17 protein-coding genes are annotated in these 22,704 nt (G+C 43.9%); 6 read left to right on the forward strand and 11 right to left on the reverse strand.

Annotated features, from left to right (window positions below; all coding sequences use genetic code 11):
• Positions 1-54: 54 nt before the first annotated feature.
• Together ACFPIK_RS04750 and ACFPIK_RS04755 are read left to right on the forward strand one after the other, a co-directional pair.
• Positions 55-3,396 (forward strand): PAS domain S-box protein, encoded by a 3,342-nt coding sequence (locus ACFPIK_RS04750; RefSeq protein WP_377912767.1) that lies wholly within the window; start codon positions 55-57, stop codon positions 3,394-3,396.
• The gene (locus ACFPIK_RS04755) at positions 3,371-4,411 is read left to right on the forward strand and encodes an ATP-binding response regulator (RefSeq protein ID WP_377912769.1); all 1,041 of its coding nucleotides are present in this window, start codon (positions 3,371-3,373) and stop codon (positions 4,409-4,411) included. The genes ACFPIK_RS04750 and ACFPIK_RS04755 overlap by 26 nt, the downstream gene beginning before the upstream one ends.
• Before the next feature lie 56 nt (positions 4,412-4,467).
• Here ACFPIK_RS04755 and ACFPIK_RS04760 read toward each other — a convergent pair whose 3' ends face one another.
• The 4 genes from ACFPIK_RS04760 to ACFPIK_RS04775 all read right to left on the reverse strand — a co-directional run bounded on the left by ACFPIK_RS04760 (position 4,468) and on the right by ACFPIK_RS04775 (position 11,306).
• Positions 4,468-5,772: a hypothetical protein gene (locus ACFPIK_RS04760; protein ID WP_377912771.1), complete on the reverse strand. Its 1,305-nt coding sequence runs from the start codon at positions 5,770-5,772 to the stop codon at positions 4,468-4,470.
• 70 nt (positions 5,773-5,842) lie between these two features.
• The gene (locus ACFPIK_RS04765) at positions 5,843-6,496 is read right to left on the reverse strand and encodes a response regulator (RefSeq protein WP_377912773.1); all 654 of its coding nucleotides are present in this window, start codon (positions 6,494-6,496) and stop codon (positions 5,843-5,845) included.
• A complete protein-coding gene (locus tag ACFPIK_RS04770; protein WP_377912775.1) occupies positions 6,493-8,340 on the reverse strand; it encodes a tetratricopeptide repeat-containing sensor histidine kinase in 1,848 nt (615 codons plus the stop codon). The genes ACFPIK_RS04765 and ACFPIK_RS04770 overlap by 4 nt, the downstream gene beginning before the upstream one ends.
• Before the next feature lie 203 nt (positions 8,341-8,543).
• Entirely contained in the window at positions 8,544-11,306 is a 2,763-nt protein-coding gene (locus ACFPIK_RS04775) for an outer membrane beta-barrel protein (protein ID WP_377912777.1), read from the reverse strand.
• 317 nt (positions 11,307-11,623) lie between these two features.
• Between ACFPIK_RS04775 and ACFPIK_RS04780 the strand changes: the two genes are divergently transcribed.
• Both ACFPIK_RS04780 and ACFPIK_RS04785 read left to right on the forward strand, forming a co-directional pair.
• A complete protein-coding gene (locus tag ACFPIK_RS04780) occupies positions 11,624-11,881 on the forward strand; it encodes a hypothetical protein (protein ID WP_377912779.1) in 258 nt (85 codons plus the stop codon).
• Complete coding sequence (locus ACFPIK_RS04785) at positions 11,878-12,651, forward strand: XRE family transcriptional regulator (RefSeq protein ID WP_377912781.1); 774 nt, start codon at positions 11,878-11,880, stop codon at positions 12,649-12,651. The genes ACFPIK_RS04780 and ACFPIK_RS04785 overlap by 4 nt, the downstream gene beginning before the upstream one ends.
• A gap of 14 nt (positions 12,652-12,665) precedes the next feature.
• On the opposite strand, the gene ACFPIK_RS04790 is transcribed toward ACFPIK_RS04785, so the two are convergent.
• Positions 12,666-13,427, reverse strand: a complete 762-nt coding sequence (locus tag ACFPIK_RS04790; protein WP_377912783.1) for a hypothetical protein — start codon at positions 13,425-13,427, stop codon at positions 12,666-12,668.
• Positions 13,428-13,498: 71 nt separating this feature from the next.
• Here ACFPIK_RS04790 and ACFPIK_RS04795 point away from each other — a divergent pair, with 71 nt between their 5' ends.
• Complete coding sequence (locus tag ACFPIK_RS04795) at positions 13,499-14,110, forward strand: 2OG-Fe(II) oxygenase (protein WP_377912785.1); 612 nt, start codon at positions 13,499-13,501, stop codon at positions 14,108-14,110.
• Here ACFPIK_RS04795 and ACFPIK_RS04800 read toward each other — a convergent pair.
• Positions 14,107-14,535 (reverse strand): DUF2141 domain-containing protein, encoded by a 429-nt coding sequence (locus ACFPIK_RS04800; RefSeq protein ID WP_377912787.1) that lies wholly within the window; start codon positions 14,533-14,535, stop codon positions 14,107-14,109. The genes ACFPIK_RS04795 and ACFPIK_RS04800 overlap by 4 nt on opposite strands.
• Positions 14,532-15,665 carry an AMP-binding protein gene (locus ACFPIK_RS04805; RefSeq protein ID WP_377912789.1) on the reverse strand — a complete coding sequence of 378 codons (1,134 nt, stop codon included), beginning with the start codon at positions 15,663-15,665 and terminating at the stop codon, positions 14,532-14,534. The genes ACFPIK_RS04800 and ACFPIK_RS04805 overlap by 4 nt, the downstream gene beginning before the upstream one ends.
• A gap of 26 nt (positions 15,666-15,691) precedes the next feature.
• Between ACFPIK_RS04805 and ACFPIK_RS04810 the strand changes: the two genes are divergently transcribed.
• On the forward strand, positions 15,692-16,528 hold the full coding sequence (locus tag ACFPIK_RS04810; protein ID WP_377912791.1) for a 1,4-dihydroxy-2-naphthoyl-CoA synthase: 837 nt from the start codon (positions 15,692-15,694) through the stop codon (positions 16,526-16,528).
• 95 nt (positions 16,529-16,623) lie between these two features.
• Here the strand turns inward: ACFPIK_RS04810 and hutG are convergent, their stop codons facing one another.
• From hutG to hutH, 4 genes are all read right to left on the reverse strand, one after another.
• Complete coding sequence (gene hutG, locus ACFPIK_RS04815) at positions 16,624-17,580, reverse strand: formimidoylglutamase (RefSeq protein ID WP_377912793.1); 957 nt, start codon at positions 17,578-17,580, stop codon at positions 16,624-16,626.
• A gap of 71 nt (positions 17,581-17,651) precedes the next feature.
• Positions 17,652-19,652: a urocanate hydratase gene (locus ACFPIK_RS04820; RefSeq protein WP_377912795.1), complete on the reverse strand. Its 2,001-nt coding sequence runs from the start codon at positions 19,650-19,652 to the stop codon at positions 17,652-17,654.
• Positions 19,653-19,738: 86 nt separating this feature from the next.
• Positions 19,739-20,971 carry an imidazolonepropionase gene (hutI, locus tag ACFPIK_RS04825; protein ID WP_377912797.1) on the reverse strand — a complete coding sequence of 411 codons (1,233 nt, stop codon included), beginning with the start codon at positions 20,969-20,971 and terminating at the stop codon, positions 19,739-19,741.
• A 102-nt stretch (positions 20,972-21,073) separates the two neighbouring features.
• Complete coding sequence (hutH, locus tag ACFPIK_RS04830; protein ID WP_377912799.1) at positions 21,074-22,639, reverse strand: histidine ammonia-lyase; 1,566 nt, start codon at positions 22,637-22,639, stop codon at positions 21,074-21,076.
• Between the last annotated feature and the right edge of the window lie 65 nt (positions 22,640-22,704).

Below are 22,704 nucleotides of genomic sequence, written 5' to 3' on the forward strand. Positions count from 1 at the left end.
TTATTTTACCATTTTTCAGCCATATATATTTACATTTTTTACAATTCATAAAAAATGAGCGATAAAACGCATTTAAGTGTAAAAATTTTATCAGCAATTGGTGAGTCTTATGCCCTGATGGAGGGGTCAAAGAACCTCAAAAAAGCAATCAATCGAATATTACCAAAACTTGGTGAGGCTTCTTCTGTAGATAGGGTCTATGTATTCCGAAATTACTACAATGCTGACCGTGAATTTTGTCTTACCTACCTGGACGAATGGTGTAGGGAAGGTGTCAGCGTGCAGATGGACAATGAAAACCTGTTTGAAGCACCTTGGAGTCTTTTTCCAGAACTTGAAGTCGACCTGAGAGCGAATAAGGTGAAAAATGAATTGGTGATGGACTCTCCCAATGAGGTGTTCAGAGAGGTCATGACCCAACAGGAAATAGTCGCTTACCTATTCATTCCCATCATGGTAAACAATGAGTTTTGGGGTTTTATGGGTTTTGATAATTGTACCCGGGAAGAGTTGTTTGCCCCTGAGCAAGTGAGCGCATTACATGCTTTTGCTACTACTCTTGGCAACTTGATTTTTGCGAAGCGGAGCTATAAAAGAGCCTTGAAAAATGAGCGAAAGTATAAGCAGATCATTTCCAATATTCAGGATATCGTATTCAAGCTCAATGAAAAGCTAGAAATAACCTATCTGAATGGGGCTTGGTCAAAAATGACCGACCGCGACATTCACGAGTGCATTGGGCTTCCTATAGCCCAGTTTCTGGAATCAGAAGGTGCTCAAAAGCTAAAAAGTAGAATCGAATCCCTGGAATCTACCGGGGAAAAAAGCTGCTCCGTCAGGACAGCATTTATCAAGCCTGACGGTTCGCTTTATTACATCAGAATCAATGTAAAGCGAATTCTGAAAGATGTCAGGTCGGAGTATTTTGGCACCATCAATGACATCCATCAGGGCCAGCTTAATTTCAACTTGCTCAAAGAAAGTGAATCTAAGTTTAAGTCTCTTTTCGAGACTGTTGAGGATGTCCTTTATTCCTTAGATGCGGATACGGGCCGTCTGTTGATTATTTCGGATAAGATTGAGCGTTTTGGGTTCAAAAAAGAACAGTTTTTGGAGGACTCTGAATTTTGGACCAGGCAAATTGTGGAAGAGGATCGAGCTGCAGTCCAAAAAGCCTATGGCGAATTTGTAGCGCAAAGACTCCCTTATTTCGAAATGGAGTATCGGGTACAGACTCCTTCAGGCAGAATCATTTGGATTTATGACAGGTCTGGAATCGAGTATGATTCCAATAAAAATGCCTTGAGAATCCATGGAAGAATGTCGGATATCACGGAGCAGAAAAATAAGGAAATCCAACTCGAGCAAACCGAAAATCGATTCAGAATCATCACCGAAAATCTTCCATTCCCCTTTATCCTAAGTGTGGAAGAGGATTTCAAGCTGATCTATTATAATTTTTCTTTCCACGAAAACTTCCATGTCAGAAGTGGTGAGCGGGCAGCATTTGGAAATACTTGGATTGAGCAGCTGGTTCCGGAAGAATATCAGGAGGGATTTGAGAAGTTTTTGAGATCTAATTCCAATTTTTCCAACCATGAAATCCTCCTCCATACCAAAGAAGGGCTCCAGTGGTACAGCATCAGCAGTCAATCCATTCCTTATAAAATGGGTACGGCTAGGGCGATCGTGTTTTACAACATCAACAAGAGAAAGCTCAGCGAGCTTGAGCTTATCCGGATGAATGACGTGATCCAGGCAATCAATCAGACTCAGGTTGATTTTTCCATGGATGACGAAATTCAAGATACGTTCTACATGTTGCTGGAAAGTTTGATCGGATTTACCGACAGTTCTTTCGGGTTTTTGGGAGAAGTGCTCTATGACGAGAATGGCAACCCTTACCTAAAGTCTAATGCCATCAGTAATATCTCCTGGAATGACGAGGTGGAGGAATATTACCAGCGGAATTTTAGAGTTGGAATGGAGTTTAGAAATCTCGATTCGCTCTTTGGTTGGGTGATGGTAAATAAGGAAACCATGATTTCCAATGAAGTAGAAAAGGATCCGAGAAGAAGTCCACATGCTACCCCGGTCGGGCATCCAACACTGCATCGGTTTTTGGGTATCCCGATTTTTAAAGGTGAGAGATTTGTGGGTATGGTGGGATTGGCAAACAAAGAAAAGCCTTACACCCAAGAGGATGTCAATTTTTTGAAGCCCTTTCTCTCAAGCTATGCCAACTTGATTGCTTCGTTGAATGTCAACAGAGAAAAGCGTAAAGCAGAATTGCTCCAACAAGAGTCGGAGAGTCTTTACCGATTGCTCTCAGAGAATATAGATGATATAGTCACACTCCATGACTTGGGTATGAAGACCATTTATGCTTCTCCATCACTGGAAAAAGTGACTGGCTTTAAAGCAGAGGAATTTATAGGTAAGGACCTTTTTGAGTTTTTCAATTTTGAACCCAATGATGAATCTGATTTTACCAAATTCCCACGATTTGTAATTCCGATCAAACACGGAGTAAATGGAAGGGAAATCAAGCTTGAAATGCTTTGGAAACCCATTTACACCGAAAATGGAGAGCTTTCTTCTTTCTTGGCTGCCTCAAGGGATGTGACCGACCGGGAATTGGTTTTGGCAGAATTGAAACGAACGCTCGAAAAAGAAATCGAACTCAATCAGCTCAAATCAAAGTTTATCACCATGACTTCTCATGAATTGAGAACTCCTTTGGCTACGATACAGAGTTCTGCGGACTTGATGGAAATCATCACCGAGGCTGTTTCGGAACCCAAAGCTCACGAAGGCTTGGTCAAGCAAATCCGGAAAATCCATGTACAGCTCAGCCGGTTGACCCAGATCATTTCAGATGTTGTATTGTTTGAACGCAACAACGAAGGAAAGCTGGAATTCAATCAGACCGAAGTAGATCTCAAAGCGATAATTATCCAGCTGGTTTATAACCAATTTGCCCTCAGCGAAAATGAAACCAAAATCGGCCTTGACTTGGGAGAAAATCCAATCCTGATTCACTCAGATCCAAATTTGCTTTTTCATGTAATCAGAAATCTGATTGAGAATGCTTTGAAATATACTCCGGAAGGCAAGCCCAAGCCTCTATTGAAAATCGCGCCTAGCAAAAATTATGTTCAGATTATGATGGTTGACCATGGAATTGGGATACCGAAAGAAGAATTCAAGTTTGTTTTTGACACGTTTTTCAGAGCTTCCAATGTGAAAAATATCAAAGGAACAGGGCTTGGATTGAGTATTGTCCATGATTTGGTGAAGAAACTTGGAGGTAAACTCACCTTTACCAGTGAAGAAAATAAAGGGTCAGTATTTACAGTAACCTTACCTTATGAAAGAAACTATCTTATTGATTGAGGACGAGATAGAGCTCCAGCAGAATCTGAAGGAGATCCTCGAATACAACGGATTTGCATTGCTTACAGCTGACAATGGTCTGGAAGGGCTGAAAAAGCTTGAGTCCAATGCGGTGGATTTGATTATCTGCGACATCATGATGCCGGTGATGGATGGCTATCAATGCATTAAAGAAGTTAGAAGTCAAGATAGACTTAAGGATATCCCATTTATTTTTCTCAGCGCGAAAGCAAGCAAACAAGACCGTGACAACGGACTTGCTCAAGGTGCAAATGATTACCTGACCAAACCGATTTCTGCCAGGATGCTGCTGAACTCCGTTTTTGCAGCACTGACTGAAAAAAAGCTGAAAATACAGAACACCATCCAACCTGCGGTGCCGGAGAGCTCAACTACTGATCTTGCGGCATCCAAAGAGTCAAAAAGAAATTCAGGATCTCTTTATCATCTTTTGGAGAAGAAGAAAATAGCAGTAGAGGCACAAGATTGGAGTGAGCTCAGTATCCACCTTCATCATGCCATGTCTATCGCTCAGCGGATGAAGGACAGTTACCATAAATTGTTTCTTTACAAACAACTCGGACAAACTACTCCCAACCCTTCTACCTTGACTTTGGGAGAGCTGATTTTGGATAAAATCAATGAGCTGGGCCCCGAAAAATTCTTGTTTAGAACGCGGATTGCTCCCAATATTTCCTTCGATAGGGAGATGCTTGATTTTCTCTTGAATGAAGTGTTGGACAATGCACTCAGTTTTTCCACACCTAAGTCCGAGATTGAGATTGAATATTTTGGCAGTGAGCTGATGATCAAAAACAAACAGACTATCCATCCTCCGGGCCATCACGTGGACTTCACCCCATTTTCAAGAGTAGAGCGGGATGGTTCATTTGAAAGGTTAGGGCTTGGCCTGTTTCTGGTAGATTCTTATTGTCAAAAAAATGATGCAAAACTCAGCCTTCAGTTCAATGAGCAGGGAGAGTTTGTGCTCAAAATCAATTTTGTGAATTCTTAAAAAACTGCCTCCCCAAATTCGGGGAGGCATGTTTCAATCAGGCTAATCCACTCGTTTTAATTTTTCAAAAAAACCAAGTCTCCGCCAATCCGCACGATATTGCCAACTTGGAGCAGATAGGAAATTCCAATGTATAATCCATCAGCCCCTCCTTCGATGGCGGTGAACTTATTTTCTCCTTTGATCAGTTTGGAGCCCACTTCTTCCCAGTCCTTTCCTTTCAGTTTATAGAGTTTATTGTCAAATCCATTGATCAGGTAAAGATTTGTTCCGGTGAAGGCCATTTCCTTAAAATCCCGAACGGTACCATTGGTGGATGGCAGGGTAGAAGGTAGTGTGACTCCCTCGATAATTGTTTCTATTGCATTGCCGGTGTATTTGTAGATGTCAAACACATTGAGATTGTTGTATCGGCGTACCACTATATAAGGCTGGTCTAGGTTGTTTGGGTTTTTATAAAGAATGGGCATGTGTTTCGAAGACATTGACAGTGTTTCGCCAACCTGTCCAATAGCCTTTGAGGTAATCGCGCTAAAATTGCTGCCATCAAAGGTGACCACGTGAAGTTTGCCTTGTGTAGTATTCAAGGCATCGTAACTGATCCATGTCCAGAAGATTTTGTTTTGGTTGCCAGCTTTGGAGGCATCGTTGGTAAAATTGATTCCGGCATTACGGATAAACTCCAAGTCTTTAAGTTCCCATTTATCTTGAGCAGGTGTTTGTCCCGGGATGTGGGTGTAGAGCGAGGGTCTTCCCGAATTGGAGTTTAATCCCATGCTCAGGACAAAAGTTTTGCCTTTGAGTTGGGTCATGTAACCCTGATCGGATTGGTTCATGGCCAAAATCTGATACTTCTGAAGGCTATGATTATGAAGGGTTCCACGGGCATTTCCATATCCACCGTGGGATGTGGCATCTGTACCGTAATTAAATGATATCAGTTGATTCTCAGGGTTGATTTCATTTTCAAATTTGGGATGAAGAAAATTTCCGCTGAGCGAGTGTTCCAAAACGAGGTCTCCGGTAGGGTTTATTTTATAGGCAAAGGAGGTTCCTCCAAAAGTCGTCCAAGACTCCGAGATGTAAGAAAGTTGTCCTCCCTTCTCAAAAATCTTCTTGATGTGCATTTCGTGACGATTGTTGAGGTCGCCGTTGAAGGCAAATGCCCTGAATTTAAATAGGGCGCCGGCTTTGGAGTAGAATGATTTTGCATCTGCTACTTCTTTGGCTAGTTGGTCTGATCCTGACGTGCTACCGCTTCCATCGGTATCTCCCGAATTGTCTTCACCACCGCTGATCAGGTCGCAAGAAGCCACGCTGATCAGAATAGCCATGAGGATAAAAATCTGTTTGAATTTCATTTTTGCTTTCGATTGTTTTCTCGAAAGTAGGCGGGAAATTCAGCCTCAGAAATACGCCATTTTCAGTATTCTAATCTATCAGTCGACTGGTTTTTGCCTTGTGGATGGCTTCCAGTTTGTTGTGAGCTTGGAGTTTTTCGTAGACATTGTCCACGTGCTTTTTTACGGTACCCACAGACAAAAACAAGTTGTCAGCAATGTTTTTGTACTTGAGCCCTTTGCTGAGTTGTTCCAAAATCTCGATCTCTCGTTTGGAAAGCCTGTAAGTTTCGATTTTTTCCTGCTCAACAGGCAATTGAGGATTTCTTAACAGCCGAATGGTTTTTAAAGCAATGGATGGTGTCATAGCCGCACCACCTGAAAGCACATCTTGGATGGATTTTTCCAAATAGCCATGTTCGGCATCCTTAAGTAAATAGCCGTCAGCTCCTGCCCGGATCGCCTGAAAGATTTTGTCCTCCGTGTCAAACACAGTCAGCATGATGATTTTGATCTGTGGATAGCGGATCTTGATCTGTGCTGTGGCTTCGATTCCGTCCATTTCAGGCATTTCGATATCCATGAAGATCAGATCCAAATTCGAATCTATTGCCAGTTTGTTCAGGATTTCCTTGCCATGCACAGCCTTGGTTTTGATTTGAATATCAGAAATCTTCTCCAGTCGTTGGCCAATCGATTGGAGTATAGTGGGGTTGTCTTCTACAATTCCTACGCGGATGCTCATGATGATTGGAGGGGGATGCTAATTTCTATTCGTGTGCCTTCACCCGATACTGAATGGAAGGAGATGGAACCGTTCAATTCATTGACTCTTGACCTTAGGTGAGTTAGGCCATTCCCCGAAGTGCTTGATGGATCAAAGCCTATCCCATTGTCTTGAATGATGATTTGTAGGCCTTCAGCGTCTTTATTCAATCTGGCTGAAATGACTGATGCCTGGGCATGTTTGAGCGCATTATTGAGTGATTCCTGGATGATTCGGTAGATCGAAATGCCCTCAAAAGAGCCAAGGGTGATTTTTTCCAACTCTGGATCCAACTCAATTTCCAAGGATAAATCCTCCTTCCAGGTAAGATTTTCAGTAAATCCCAAGATCCTTCCTTGAATATCTTCAAAGGTCATTTGAGATTGATTCATAGCCCACACGGTATCGCGCAGCTCTTGAATGGTTGTCTTGGTGAAGGTTTTTAGATGGTCGATCTGATTCAAGACAGGACCGGGTGGGTTGGAGAAAGAAGCCTTCAAACTATCCATTCCTAAAGTCACAAAAGTGAGTTGGGTGCCGATATTGTCGTGAAGATCTCTTGAAATCTTCAGCCGCTGCTCATGTAGTTGGGTTTGGGTTTCTACCTTCGAAAGAGCTTTTTGAAGTTCGATTTCTTGGTCTTTTTGAATGGATTTCAATTTTTGCTGCCTGAAGAAATGGAATCCCAAGACGCCTACCAATCCAAGAATCGCAGCGAGGGTCATAAAAGCAAATCGACTTTGCTGTACTCTCAGACGCTCTTCGGTCAGATTCCGCTCTTTCTCTGCAAGTTCGTATTTGGCCTCTGCATCAGAGATCGCCTTTGCACTTTGAAGGTTGAAGAAGCTGTCTTCGATGCCTGATAAAAGTTCTAGATAGACCAGTGCCGAGTCAGACTTTCCATTTGATTTGTTAAACTCGTAGAGGGCTTGGTAGCTATCCTTGATTTTTTCCAAGGATTGACTTTGCTGCGCAAAAGCAAGCCCTTTTCTCAGTGCAGCTTTGGCATCTGCATGAATTCCCTGCTTACCCAGAATCTGTCCCAAATTGGTGTAATTGGTAGCTAGATCATAGCTTTCGTCATTGCCTTGGCTCTGCCTCTTTTCGGTGATGACGATCGCCCGCTGAATCCAATTTTTAGCTTCAGGAAGTCGATTCAATTTGATCAGAGTGTTGCCAATATTATTATACGTGAAGCTAAATTGTAGTGTATCCAGCCTGTCCTTTAAGTCCATGACTTGCATGTGGAAAAAAATCGCACTGTCGTATTTCCCCCAATCATCATAGTTGATCGCTAAGGTATTCAGTGCGATTGCCACACTACGAGGATCTTTTTCCAGGTTTTTGCTCAACACTTCCAAGGCCCTTTGTCCAAATGAAATCCCTTTTTGATAGGCTCCAAAATCATGGTAATTGAGAGAGATGCCTTGCAAAATCCATCCTTGCCAAGTTAAATCTCCCAGTTGCTGAGAAATCGGAATGGCTTGGAAAAGACTGTTGATTGCTTCTTCATATTGTCCTGCCATTCGGTAGGCCACACCCATATAGTGCAGGATGTAAACCTGCTTGAGGAGGTCGTTTTTTCCCTTAAAGTACTCAAAGGCCCGCTGCCCAAAATAAATGCAGGAGTCCAACTCACCGCTGTTGGCATGGTAGGCGTTTTTGGCAAAGTCAAATTCTGCCTGATCTTCAGGTTGGATGATCAGTTTTTTACTTTCTCCAAAATAATAATCAGCCGAGTCGGCAGTAGTCGCAGCTTTTCTGAGTAGGGATTTGAGGTCTTGGGAGTAGGAGGTAAGGGCTAAATGAAGAAAAATTAACATCCCTATCCCTGATAAACAGGTTTGCTTTTGTCCACTTGAAGGTGTCCGATGGTTCATCCGAATAGTTGAGATGCTGTCGTGGGGTTGAGCTGCTTTTTATTTCGTGAAATATACAGATTACTTCCATTTCAGTATAAAAAAGCTTTATCGTGGAAATAAAAAAAAGCCCCGAAGGGCTCAATAATTTGGATTGAAAGTGGAGGTTAATTGTTTCTATCCTCTTGCTGGTAGAGCTCATTGTATTTTTCCTCATCCATTCCTTTGCTGAATCTGCGGAGGTTGTAAGTGAAAGAAACCATAAAATACCGTTGGAGAACATTTGTCTGTATATCTTCGATAAAAGTTTCGGTGATATTCCTCCTTACGTTGGCATTCTGTCCTAAAATATCATAGGCCATCAAACTGATCTCGCCACGCTGATTTTTGAAGATTTTCTTCCCAAGACCCATGTTGATCAGGGAGAAATTGTTGTTGAAACCTGCGTTAAGGCCTGTATTGATCTGATGATTGAGATCCAGCCTATAGACGATTCCTTCCCAAATGATCCAGTTGAAATTGACCCGGAATCGCTGTTGGAAGAACTGATTATTCAGGCTAGGATTGAGCGTATTTTCCCCGTTGTTGAAAGAGGATCTTGACCAGATGTTAAAGTCAATCTGATCGCTGATGCTACTGTTGATGGAAAATCCTCCGCTTAGCCTTTGAGAATTGTTAAATCCGATCAGGTCATTGACTTGGCCTGGTCTTCGGGTTACACCACCACCCATGTTGAGGTTGAGTTTGGACTTCATAAAGTCCAGCGGCATGCCGTAGCTTAGCCAGGACCTTAAGTCCCAATAGCCGTCCAAGTTGACGGGTCGGTTGAGTTGAGAGCCTTTTTCCAGGATTATTCCGTCCTGAATTTCAGTGGCTTCATTGGCAATGAATGTGCTGTTGCTGATGAAGTTGTTGACAAAAGAGGAGGAGGTAAAAAGGAACCAACTGCGGTCAGAGTCCTGATTTTGGCTTCGGAATCTCACTCGGATTTCATGGGTGTAAGACTGGTCCAAATCAGGATTTCCCGTTCTCAGTTGAAGCGGATTCGAATTGTCAATGACCGGCTGGAGCTGACGGATCTGAGGCTCAGCCGTGCGGGTATCGTAATCTACCTGGATGTTGGTCTGGGGAGAAAATTTGTATTCCATCCTCATGGTTGGGATGATTGCTGAAAATCTCCTGTTGAGCTCAAAAGGCTTAGGGAAATCCTGACTGTTGTCCAACTTGGCGTCTTGGTACTGGACTTCGGTTTGGAATTTGAATTTTTCGGCTGTGTATTGATAGCCCAATTCAAACTCCTGGGTAAGGTAATTGCTCAAAAACACGTTGGTCAAAGTCGTATCCAAAACCATGGATCCACCATCAAAATCTCCCCCTTCGACATTGAATACACGTTGATCGGAGTCATTGGATCGATTTCCGATTTCGTATTCGGCTTCAACTTGTCCTTTTTCACCGATTTTTTCTGTCAATGAAATTCCGGTTTCCCATCGTAATCCTTGTCGTTCGCGATCGGTGAGTTGATCGATGCGCTCGGTTCTGCTTTCTCCATTCTGAAAAAAGACATTTCTTGCCTTGCGTTGGGATTCGTCTAAGTTCCAGCCATTGTGCAAGATGGATCTCCAGGTCAAAGTTCTACCTGGCTTATCAAACTTGTGGCTGTAAATCAATCGATTGAAAAAATCGTAGTCCTGGTAATCGCCGGTACGTTGATTTTCTACTTCGTTGATCGGGGTGATGCCACTATTGGTGTTTCCGAAGAAAGAAGAGTTTTCGTTTTCGAAACTTGCAGAGAATCTCGGGATGTAAAGGATTCTGTTTTTTTCATTGGGGTTGTATTCCAGCCTTAGGTCTGCCTGGTGCTCATGATTAATCCTTACATCCCGGGCAGTTTCGGTGTAGGTTTGGCTGCTTTCATCCGTGGTGATAAAATCTCTTACACGGTTGACAATTCCTACATTTTCCCGGTTGGAATAGGAGTAGCTGCCTGTGACTTTGATTTTTTTACCCCAAAGATCGGTATAGTTCATTCCAAGGATATTGGTGGTGACTACACCTTCCTGTGGCCTGCCATCTGCCTGAGAGTTGGCATCGCTCGAATAGTTGAGCATGTTCACATTATTGGCCAAACCGGTAAAAGTAACCCGACGGTCCTCATTGAAAGCATTAATACTTGCACCTGCGAGATATCGGTCATCCGTGCCAAAGCCGCCTGTAGTTTTTCCAAATTGGCCCTTCCTTCGATTCGGTTTGGTGATGATGTTGATCGTTTTCAGACGCTGACCGTCATCAAATCCACTCATTTGAGTTTTCTCGCTTTTTTGATCAAAAATCTCAATGCTTTGAATCACCTCTGCGGGTAAATTTTGCAAAGCAGCCTGAACATCCGTACCAAAAAACGGTTTTCCGTCCACCAGGATCTGCGCAATGTTCTCACCTTGTGCCTGAAGGATACCTCCTTCCGAGACTACTCCGGGAAGCTTTTCGATCAGAACTTGGGCACTGGCGTCCTTCATGGTTTTGAATGCATCTGCATTAAACATGGTGGTATCGCTTTTTTGCGCACCGGAGGACCTTCGTGCAGCTACGACTACTTCATTGAGGGCAGTAGCCTCTTCCTTGATACTGATCTTCCCCAAATCCAAATTGGAATTAATCGTTAAGGTCTGGAAGTAGCTTTGGTAGCCGAGGTATTGGATTTTGAATAAATACTGACCTTCTCGGATTCCTGTCAGCTCAAACTCCCCATCCAATTCCGATATCGTACCGGACACCTGAGATGAATCCGAAACAGTCATGATAAGGATATTGGCATAGGGAATAGGATCATTTTTTCCAAACTCAAGGACCTTGCCCTTCACCGTGTAGGTTTGGGCACTCACTTGATACACAGTGGCAAAAGATAGAAGAATGAATAAAAGGTACTTCATCAGAGCAGTTAAAATCTATAGTGGCTTGCATCAGCTCATTTATAAATGATCTGAGCTTTAGGTAGTACAAAAGAACTATCCAAAAGTTCAGTATTGATGGATTAATTGGCTGAGCGGTAGAAAATTCAAATGAACTGCCTTCTTTCTGGGTATTAAAAAAATGGTGTAAAAGCATAATCCTGCACCATCCTGAATTCACCAAAATCATTGGATAAATTAATGTGACAATCTTTGTCAGATAATAATGTTGATTTTAACATCATTTTGATGTTGATAAAAATAACATTTATAACTTAGCTCTCGTTATCATTGAGACTATGGAAAGCACAGACAAAATAAGCATCACGACAAAGACGCTATCTTCAGGCAATTGTCAGGTTAAGTTTTTTATAGAGGATGAGAAAAAACCTCAATATGGATACTTGTTGGTGAACGAACCTAAGTCAGTGGGTGATATCATAGATGAGATAAAGAACCGATTGGAGCGAAGAAGAGAAGAGATGATGAATCTCAATCCCTTTTTTCCATTACCTCCGGTAGAAGAAGATCATAAATTTTACCTCTTTTCAGCATGAGTTACTTAGCCTCTAACCTTCGATTTTTGCGAAAGCAAAAGGGAATTACTCAAAATGATCTTGCCGATCAGCTTGAGGTGCAGCGGACCATGATCTCAGCTTACGAAGATGGAAGATCTGAACCGAAATTGGGGACCTTGGCCAAGCTTTGTGAAATTTTAGAAGTAGGAGTAGAGGAGTTTTTGGAGCATGATATTGAGAAGCTGGGAAGAAAAGCCCTACAAAAGCGAGGAATCAATATCCTGACCATCGCAGCAGATGACTCCGACAAAGAAAATATCACGCTGGTAGGTCAAAAGGCCTCCGCTGGATATCTCAATGGGTATGCTGACCCTGTCTACATGGAGTCTTTGCCTCAGTTTCACCTCCCCAATCTCTCCCGGCAGGCTACCTATCGGGCATTTGAACTGGCAGGCGATTCGATGCTGCCGCTGATACCGGGTACCATCGTCATCGGGGCCTATGTTGAGCAGCTCAGCCATATTAAAAGTGGAAGAACTTATGTGCTAGTCACTCAGACAGAAGGGGTGGTCTACAAACGAGTCTTCAATTATTTAGAAGAAAATGGGAAGCTGTTTTTGGTTTCAGACAATGACCAATACAAACCTTACGAGGTCAGGGGTGAAGATGTCTTGGAAATTTGGGAGGCCAAAGCATTCATCAGCACGGATTTTCCTAATCCTGGAGACAAAAAGAAACCCCTAACTCTGGAGGACTTAGGGGAAATGATTCGGGATATTCAGGCTGATCTGAAGCAGATTCGAGGGTAACCTTCCACATGGTTTTATCCTCCCATTAATTCTTCAAAACCTGCTTTTATCTTGCCTACCGCATCAAAGGAGGAATCGATATTGATCACTCCTTTGCCCAACTCGTGCCAATAGCCATCGCCACATTCGATGTAGGAGCCCCGTTTTTTGCCTGCCTCTTCTTTAGCCATTTCGTAATGGTAATCAGGGGTGAAAACCATCTTCATGAGCTGAATGGCATATTCCCAGTGAATAGTCCGCTTTTCTTGACCCATTTCAAAAATTACTTCTCTGTTTGAAAAATGAACGGTTAGGCTGCAGTCAATGACTTGCTCATGTTCCACCTTCCGGTAATGTACTTGAAGTGGAAGTTCTTTTTTCACGGTTTCATAGATGGCCTGGATGAGATCTTGGGCCATCAGTTGCCATTCCTCTTGATTGGATGGGATTTTCAATCCTTCATCTTTACCTTTTTCTAAAGGTGTGATGGTAATTCCACCCTCTTCAATGTCTTTGTTCGTCCACTTGGTTTTATTGAAAAGTTCTTGGACGGGTTTGATCCAAACGGCGTTAAGCGATCCTGTATAGCTATAATCGTCGTTGGTTGTGAATCCTTCATCGAGGATTTCTTGCTCACTCAGTTCCTCTCTCTCAGTGTAATGCAGGTCCAGTTTCACATCCAAATCCCCTTTGCCCCAATCCAAGGCGAGTCTGAATACATGGCTGTAAGGTGGTGGAACAATGCCTGAATCGTATTCAAGCACGATTCCGGTGAGAGCTGTTTTGGAGGAATTCATAGTCATAACAGGGACAAAAGTATGGTTTTTCGGGCAATTAAGTGGTTATTTTGCAAGCCAAACCACCCAATATGGAAGAAGTACTGGATCACATCAGCGCTGAGATTTACCAAAATTCCTACGTGATCATCAATGATTTTATAGATGAGGAGTTTAGAATAGCCCTATTAAAAGAACAGACTGAGCTTTTGGATAAAGGGATGTTTCGCCATGCTGCTGTAGGAAAGGGAGGTCAAAAGCAGGTGCGAACCGAAATCCGAAGCGATGAAGTCCTTTGGATGGATCAGGAAAACTTGAGTCCTCTTCAGGGAGCTTACTGGGAAAAAATTGATCAAATCCGGCAGGTACTCAATCAGCGCTGCTTTTTGGGACTGCGGTCATTTGAAGGACATTTTGCCAGATATCCAATTGGGTCATTTTACAAGAAGCATTTAGATCAGTTTCATGCGGTGCCTCACAGAGTAGTTACCGTGATCGTATACCTCAATGACTCATGGTCAGCGGAAGATGAAGGAGCGCTTCGGATGTACTTTCCTCAGGAAGACGGCTCTGAAAAAGTGGAAGATGTTTTGCCTCTTGGAGGAAGATTGGTGGTATTCTTAAGTGCAGAGATTCCTCATGAGGTTTTACCGACCAAAAAAGAAAGAATTTCAATTACCGGTTGGTTGAGAAATATCGATTAACGCAACTCAATCTGAATCCGCTGTGGCTCTGAACCTAGTTCAAAAGATGCTTTTTCAAAACTAGGCGGGCTGAAGTATACCTTGGGATTATTTGAAAAGCCGAATTTCTCAATAGGATATCCCACTGCATTGGTGGTTAGTTTGCCGTCATTGTCTTCGTCGTGAATGACCGAAACGGCATATTTTCCAGTAGGAAGGTCGCTAATCGAAAGGAGTCCAGCCTTGTTTTTAGGCTGGATCGAAAGGCTTTTTAAAGCTTTGGCAGGCTGGTCAGGAAAACCGGTTTCTTTAGAAAAAATCAACACCCGAATCATTCCTTTGTCAGATTTGGCGTGATTGATTTGAATGTCCAGCTTTGGATTGCTCAGAGTCTGGGGTGTCAATACAGCTAGCGAAAGAGTCAGAATTAAAAGAATATTTATCATTGAGAATTGAAGGTGTGAAGCCTGTTGATTTTACCGCTTTCAGTTCTGGCAAATTTTGGGCTGAAATAGATTTTTTTTGGGAGTTCGTATTTTCCCAAAACATCGGCCAGTCGGTCTTTAAGTATTTTTACTCGGCTACTGCTAGCTGTTGTTTCCAAAAAAAGCACCAGTTTTTCTCCAAGTAGTTCATATTTTTCTCCAAAGAAGAAATAAGAAATTCCAGGAAAAATCTCTTCGATTACTTCCTCAGCTTTTTGCTCGATATGTTCGGGAAAAAGCTTGATACCGCCCGAATTAACCACAAAATCCACCCTCCCCAGCCAAATAAATGAAGTTTCTGACCGAAGTTCAATCAGGTCGTTGGTTTGAATAGGATCAGGGCCACTCATTTCCGATTTGATCCAAAGCGCACCTCGGGAATCTTGGCCTATTTCTACTCCGGGAAGAGTTTGATAAAGCAGTTCTTTATTTCCGATTTCAGCTAGTGCGATGTGAGATACTGTCTCGGTCATTCCGAAGGTCTGCCAGGCTTTGATTCCGTTTTCCACCAAGTTGGCTTTCAACTTTGCAGAAATGGGAGCTCCTCCGATGATCAGATGCTGGATGGATTTGAGTTTTTGAAGGCTATTTTCATCTTCCAAGGATGCCTGCACTTGCAAGGGAACCATGGCGACAAAATCAAAATCACTCTTGACTTTGCTTAGTGGGTTAGAACTTGGCTCCACCAGATGGATTTCGCAGTTCCAAACCATCGCCCTCACCAGCATCATTTTTCCTGCGATGTAAGCTGGATTCAGGCAACAAAGAAGTATTGAATTTGAGTCAGTTTTAAAAAAAGATCCTGTCCCTTTTGCACTTGCCTCCATTTGTTCTCTGGAAATTGAGATTTGCTTAGGAATTCCGGTGGAGCCGGAAGTGGATTGGGAAAAGGTTTTTTCTCCTATCAACCAGCTTTTGCAAAAGGAAAAAGCGGCTTTTACATAATCAGGCAATTCTTTTGGATTTACCTCAAAATCTTCTGCTAGGGAATAGACTTGATTCTCAAAATGGAGTCGAAACATCGGGTAGGAAGCGGTTAGAAAGCGTTTATCCAAGTAACAAATTCCGCAGGAGAGGGTTAACTTGCACAAAAATGTGATTTTTAAACCAAACGATCATGATCAACTGGATTACTGCCAAAGAATACGAAGATATCACCTACAAAAAGTGTAATGGCGTGGCTCGAATTGCCTTCAACCGCCCTGAAGTCCGCAATGCCTTTCGTCCAAAAACCACAGCAGAATTGTATGACGCCTTCTATGATGCACAAGAGGATACTTCCATCGGCGTGATTTTGCTTTCCGGAGAAGGACCTTCTCCAAAAGATGGGGGGTGGGCTTTTTGCTCAGGAGGCGATCAGCGTGCCAGAGGTCATCAAGGCTATGTGGGTGAGGATGGATACCATCGCTTGAATATCCTAGAGGTGCAGCGTTTGATTCGCTTTATGCCAAAGGTGGTGATCGCGGTAGTTCCGGGTTGGGCCGTAGGAGGAGGGCACAGTTTGCATGTGGTGTGTGACCTGACTTTGGCGAGTAAAGAGCATGCGATTTTCAAGCAGACTGATGCCGATGTGACGAGCTTTGACGGAGGGTATGGTTCGGCTTATTTAGCCAAAATGGTCGGACAGAAAAAAGCTCGCGAAATCTTCTTTTTAGGTCGAAATTATTCTGCTCAGGATGCATTCGATATGGGGATGGTGAATGCCGTGATCCCTCATGCCGAACTGGAAGATACTGCCTATGAATGGGCTCAGGAGATCCTTGCCAAGTCGCCGACTTCGATCAAAATGCTCAAGTTTGCGATGAACCTAACCGACGATGGTATGGTCGGTCAGCAGGTCTTCGCAGGAGAGGCAACGCGTCTGGCTTACATGACAGAAGAGGCCAAAGAAGGGCGTAATGCATTTCTTGAAAAGAGAAAGCCCAACTTTAAGAATATCAAGTGGATACCTTGATTGATATAAAGTAAAAAAAGAGGTTGAATTTTATGAATTCAGCCTCTTTTTTTTTTAAATATTCATTCTTCGATGGAAAAAGTCTGTTTGTTTTTTCAACCAAAAACCTTTCTTAAAATATACTCAATTGCCCTTGCCGCAAGCCTTGCCGTGGCATTGTCCTGATCGTATTTAGGGTTGAGTTCGACCACATCCAAGCTGATCAATTTTTTGCTTTTGGCGATCAGTTCAAAGACCTTGAAAGCGATCTGAGGATTAAAACCCATGGGGGATGGGGCAGACACTCCGGGTGCAAAAGCGGAAGAAAATCCATCCAGGTCAATGCTCAGATACACCTTGTTGACCGAGTCTAAAAACCAGATAATTTGCTCCTCGATGTACTCCCAATTGTTGAGTCGGAAGTCTTCCATGACTAGGTATCGGGCGTTGAGTTTTTCAGCTGTCTGGAAGAGTGATTTGGGATTGGCGGCACGCTGAATTCCCAAAGCGAGGTAGTGAAAGTTGTTCGGAAACTCTTGGGCCAACTGAAGGAAAGGCGAACCGGAGTGGGCTTTGCCATCGGCCAAGGGTCTCAAATCAAAGTGCGCATCGAGATTGATGATACCGAGTTTTTCCCCTTTTTCAGCAATATAGTTTTGCACTCCACGACCGTGGGCATAGGCCAAATCATGTCCACCTCCCAGCAGAACCGGGAAATGGTGACTTTTTAACAGGTCAAGAGTGATTTGAGAGATTGCCTCATGAGATTCTTCCAAATCTTGATTGATGGTGAAAATATCTCCGTAATCCAAAAGTGGTAGGTTTTCGGGAAGGTGATAAGCCACCGAACCCAGCATTTTACGGATAGCAGCAGGTCCTTCTAATGTTCCGAGACGTCCTTGATTACGGATGACACCCTCCTCACCGGCATAGCCTAGTATTCCGACTTTCCTTTCCGAGGTTTGCGCTAGGTCTAAACTTGAAATAGTTTGAATAGTTTGATGCCAATAATCGAGTTGATCGGATTTTCGACCGGACCAGTGATAAGGAGATGGGTTTTGGTGAAGGTTCATAGGTTTTTAATAGAAATCTGATTACAAGAATACAATCTAAAATACAATAAACCTATAGAGTTTATAGGTTATTATATTAATCCTAAGAAAACATCTTCATCTACCAATTCCGGAACTGTCACTTTCAATCCCGGAGTCCGGTCCATTTCCCGCTGAATCGCTTCCATCGAACCTGAATTCCTCGCCCAGGCTCTTCGCGCTATTCCATTGTTGACATCATAGAAAAGCATGGATTTTAGCCTTCCTTCCGCTTCTTGACTTCCGTCCAAAACCAATCCGAAGCCTCCGTTGATCACCTCGCCCCAACCCACTCCGCCACCGTTGTGGATGGAGACCCATGTGGCACCCCTGAAACTGTCTCCGATTACGTTTTGAATGGCCATATCGGCCGTAAATCGACTTCCATCGTAGATGTTACTCGTTTCTCGATAAGGGGAATCTGTTCCGCTTACATCATGATGATCTCTGCCCAAGACAATCGGTGCCGAGATTTCGCCGGATGCAATCGCATGGTTAAAAGCGGTTGCGATTTTCGCTCGACCTTCCGCATCGGCATATAGGATTCGGGCTTGAGAACCTACCACCAACTTATTGTTTTCTGCCTCCTCGATCCAAGTAATGTTATCCTGCATCTGTTGGGAAATACTATCCGGGGCATTTTTAATGAGTTTCTTCAAAACCAAAGCGGCAATCTGATCGGTTTTTTGAAGGTCTTCGGTCTTTCCAGAGGTACAAACCCAGCGGAATGGCCCGAATCCATAATCAAAGCACATCGGTCCCAAAATATCCTGCACATAGCTAGGATAGCGGAATTCAATTCCGTTTTCGGCCATAACCTCAGCACCGGCCCTTGAGGCTTCGAGCAAAAAGGCATTTCCATAATCAAAAAAGTAAGTTCCTTTAGCTCCATGACGATTGATTGCAGCAGCTTGTCTACGGAGAGATTCTTGAACTCTTTCTTTGAAGGCTCCCGGATTTTCTGCCATCAGTTGATTGGATTCTTCGAAAGAGAGCCCGACAGGGTAGTAGCCTCCCGCCCAAGGATTATGTAGAGAGGTTTGATCTGAACCAAGTTCAACATAAATATTTTCGGCATCAAATCGTTCCCAAACCTCTACCACATTGCCCAAGAAGGCAATGGAAACCACCTCTTCTTGAGCTTTTGCTTGTTTCACCCTTTCAACCAGTTGATCTAAGTTTTCGACCAACTCATCTACCCAACCTTGCTCATGCCGCTTTTTGGCTGCTGCCGGATTGACCTCTGCGCAAACAGTCACGCAACCGGCGATATTTCCAGCCTTTGGTTGGGCGCCACTCATACCACCCAGTCCGGCTGTGAGGAAAAGCTTCCCTTTGGAAGATTGACCGGGTCCCAATTTTTTTCGAAAAGCATTCATGACTGTAATAGTAGTCCCGTGGACGATTCCCTGAGGGCCAATGTACATGTACGAACCTGCCGTCATCTGCCCATATTGGGTGACTCCAAGCGCATTGAATCGCTCCCAATCGTCGGGTTTGGAGTAGTTTGGGATCATCATGCCATTGGTCACGATGACGCGTGGCGCTTCTGTAGATGATGGGAAAAGCCCCATGGGATGCCCTGAATACATATGGAGCGTTTGCTCATCAGTCATCTCCGCGAGGTACTTCATGGTAAGCAGGTATTGAGCCCAATTCTGAAATACGGCCCCATTTCCGCCGTAGGTGATCAGTTCCTCGGGATGCTGCGCAACCGCAGGATCAAGGTTGTTTTGGATCATCAGCATGATCGCTGCGGCCTGTTTAGATTTGGCGGGATACTCGGAAATCGGCCTCGCACACATAGGGTAATCCGGCATGAAGCGATACATGTAGATGCGACCGTATTCCTTCAGTTCTTCTAAGAATTCAATAGCCAATTCGGAATGCCATTCTCTTGGAAAATAGCGCAAGGCATTTATTAGAGCCAGTTTTTTCTCTTCTGGAGAAAGCATGTCCTTCCGCTTTGGCGCATGCGAAATGGCAGGATTCCTGTCCTTCTTGGGAGGTAAAACTGCAGGGATTCCTTGTATAAGTTGATCTTGAAAAGACATGGGATTTTCGATTTTTGAATTACGATTTACGACACTTAACTACTCGATAATGCCTGATTTCAGGTCTTAAGTCTTGTGTCTAATGTCTAATATCTTTGGCCATTTTTCCACACTTCTACCGGCTTCATCTTCCCTTGCTGATATAGAATCACCCGATAATCCGAGGTAGGAAAAAGGATAAAATCAGCTAATTGACCTTTAGCCAATTTTCCCCGATCATTCAGGCCCAAGGCAGCTGCTGCACGGAAGGTAATTCCTGCCAACACCTCTGCGGTACTGAGTTTCTCGAATGTGGCCAAAATGGAAGCCTGTGCGAGCAGGTCTCCCATCGGGGCCGAACCTGGATTCCAGTCGGAGGCTATGGCCAATGCAGCACCTTGGTCAAGAAGTTTTCGGGCGGGAGTGAAGGCACAACCCAATCCAATGGAAGCACCCGGAAGCGCCACCGCGATAGTGTTTGATTGTGCCAAAAGCTGGATTTCTCTATCTTCGGAAGCTTCCAAATGATCAGCTGACTGGGCGCCGAATTCTACAGCAACTCTTGATCCACCTGTTGAAAATTGATCTGCATGAACCGTGATGTCAAAGCCTTCCTCTTTCGCATGTTGGAAGTAGGGGGCGATTTCTTCAGGTGAAAAGGCGCTTTTCTCTACAAAAGCATCGATCCTATTAGTCAGCTTTTCTTTTTTCAGGATGGGAAAAAGCGCTGCTGATATCATCTCCAAATACTCCGAATTCGAACCGGAAAAATCCCGAGACTTCATGTGCGCCGCTAGGCAGGTAGAGATCAAATCGGCTGAAGTGGATCGATTTGCCGCTTGAATAGCTCGGAGCATTTTAAGCTCCTCTTCTACAGAAAGCCCATACCCACTTTTCACTTCGATGGTTGTCACTCCTTCGGAAAGGTGTCGATTGGCATGATTAGCAGTAATTTTAGCCAATTCGGATAGGCTGAGTTTTCGGGTTTGGGTGACCGTATCCCAGATTCCACCTCCGGCTCGGGCGATCTCGAGGTAGGTTTTTCCGGCATTTCGCATGGCAAAATCCTTGGCCCTCGATCCACCAAAACAGATGTGCGTATGGCTATCGACCAATCCTGGCATGGCTACAAAATCACCTTCTAGCTCAAAAATTTCAGATTCAGGAAATTGCTGGACAAGGTTTTCCCAGTTTCCAACCTGCCGAATTTTTTCACCTTCAATCAGAATACCTGCATGTTCAACGATTTCTAATTGATCGTCTACCAAAGCTCCTTTGAGCGGGAGGTGGTCCAAAGTCAGGACTTGGGTGATCGGGCCGATTAGTTTTAGCTTTTTCATGTTATTGTTTCCCACTGATTTTCTCAGAAAAAATCACAGATAGCCACAGATTCAAAATCCGTGAAAATCTGTGGCTTTTTCTGTGTCAATCTGTGGAAAATTTTAATAGTTAAAAATCTCACTCCATTCCGTTTCGAAAGCCAATCCTTCCTGATCGGCCACCTGTTTGGCTAGACTTACCAACTCTCCGCTTTTTACCAACTCAATGGCGGTCTCCATATCTTCGTACAAAATCCTATCAGAAACCACCGGTTCTATAGCCTTTCTTACCCGCTCGTAAATAGCGGTCATGATTTTTCCGGACTTCAATGGTGCGTGGTAGTCCATGGCCTGTGCCGCATAAAACAACTCGATTCCAAGGATTTTTTCCACATTTTCGATCACACGAAGGGCCTTTCTGGCACTGATACTTCCCATGCTGACATGGTCTTCCTGTCCCAGTGAAGTAGGAATGGAATCTGCCGAAGCAGGAAAGCAAAGTCCTTTATTTTCCGAAGCCAAAGCCGCTGTGGTATATTGAGGAATCATCAATCCTGAGTTGAGGCCTGTTTCTTTTAGCAAAAGTTTGGGCACCCCAGGAGTATCTCCTTCGATGGAAAGGTAGATTCGACGGTCTGCAATATTTCCTATTTCGGATGCAGCAAGGCAAGCATAGTCCAAAGGCAAAGCAATGGGCTGTCCGTGAAAGTGGCCTCCGGAAATGGTGTGCGTTTCATCAAAAACCACCGGATTGTCTGTTACCGAATTGATTTCAATTTCGAGCGTTTCCTTCAGATGGTGATAAGCATTCCAGCTAGCCCCATGAACCTGCGGCATACATCGGAGGGAATAAGGATCTTGAACCCGCGCACAGTGAAGATGTGATGCGACGATTTCTGAGTCTTTCAACAGGTTTAGGATTGTTTGGGCCACATGCTTATTTCCTGCATAAGGGCGGAGCTGATGAAGCTCGGGAGAAAAGGGTTTGACCGAACCCATCAATCCCTCAATCATCATGGCACCCGTGATGCTGGCATGGGTGAGCAGGTTGTGCATTCGCTCTACCACTTTCACTCCATGGGCGGCCATAAACTGGGTGCCGTTGATCAGGGCCAATCCTTCCTTGGGACCAAGATGGAGTGGATTTTTGTCGAATTGGGCCAGAACGGTTTCGGTCCGCTCTACTTTTCCATGGAAGTGAACTTTGCCCAACCCAATCAAGGGTAAAAACAAATGGGATAGCGGTGCTAGATCACCTGAAGCTCCTACTGAGCCCTGAATCGGAACCACCGGAATGATATCATTTTCCAGCATCCAGATAATCCGTACTACGGTCTCCAAACGGATTCCTGAAAAACCCTGTGCCAAGGCGTGGATTTTCAGTACCATCATCAGTTTGGAGATTTCGAGGTCTACAGGTTCTCCGACTCCGACCGCATGGCTTTTCAGGAGATTTTCCTGCAGAGTTTTGGTGTCTGCTGCCGAAATCTTGGTGGTGCAAAGTGGTCCAAAGCCGGTGTTGATCCCATAGACGATGGCTTCGCCTAGGGCGATTTTTTCGACCGCCGCGGCAGAATTCTGGATTTTTCGAATGGTTTCAGGACTAAGTATTCCTTTGATCTCTTTTTTTGCCAATCCAAGTGCAAGTGAAGCGGTGAGTGTGTCTTGTCCGTAGCGGAAGATATTCATGGTATTTTGATGTAAGACCTGTCAGGTTTTCAAAACCTGACAGGTCTGGAACAGTAAAATTACCT

Origin of the sequence: Algoriphagus aquatilis, assembly GCF_042657405.1 — a bacterium.
Classification (GTDB): Bacteria; Bacteroidota; Bacteroidia; order Cytophagales; family Cyclobacteriaceae; genus Algoriphagus; species Algoriphagus aquatilis.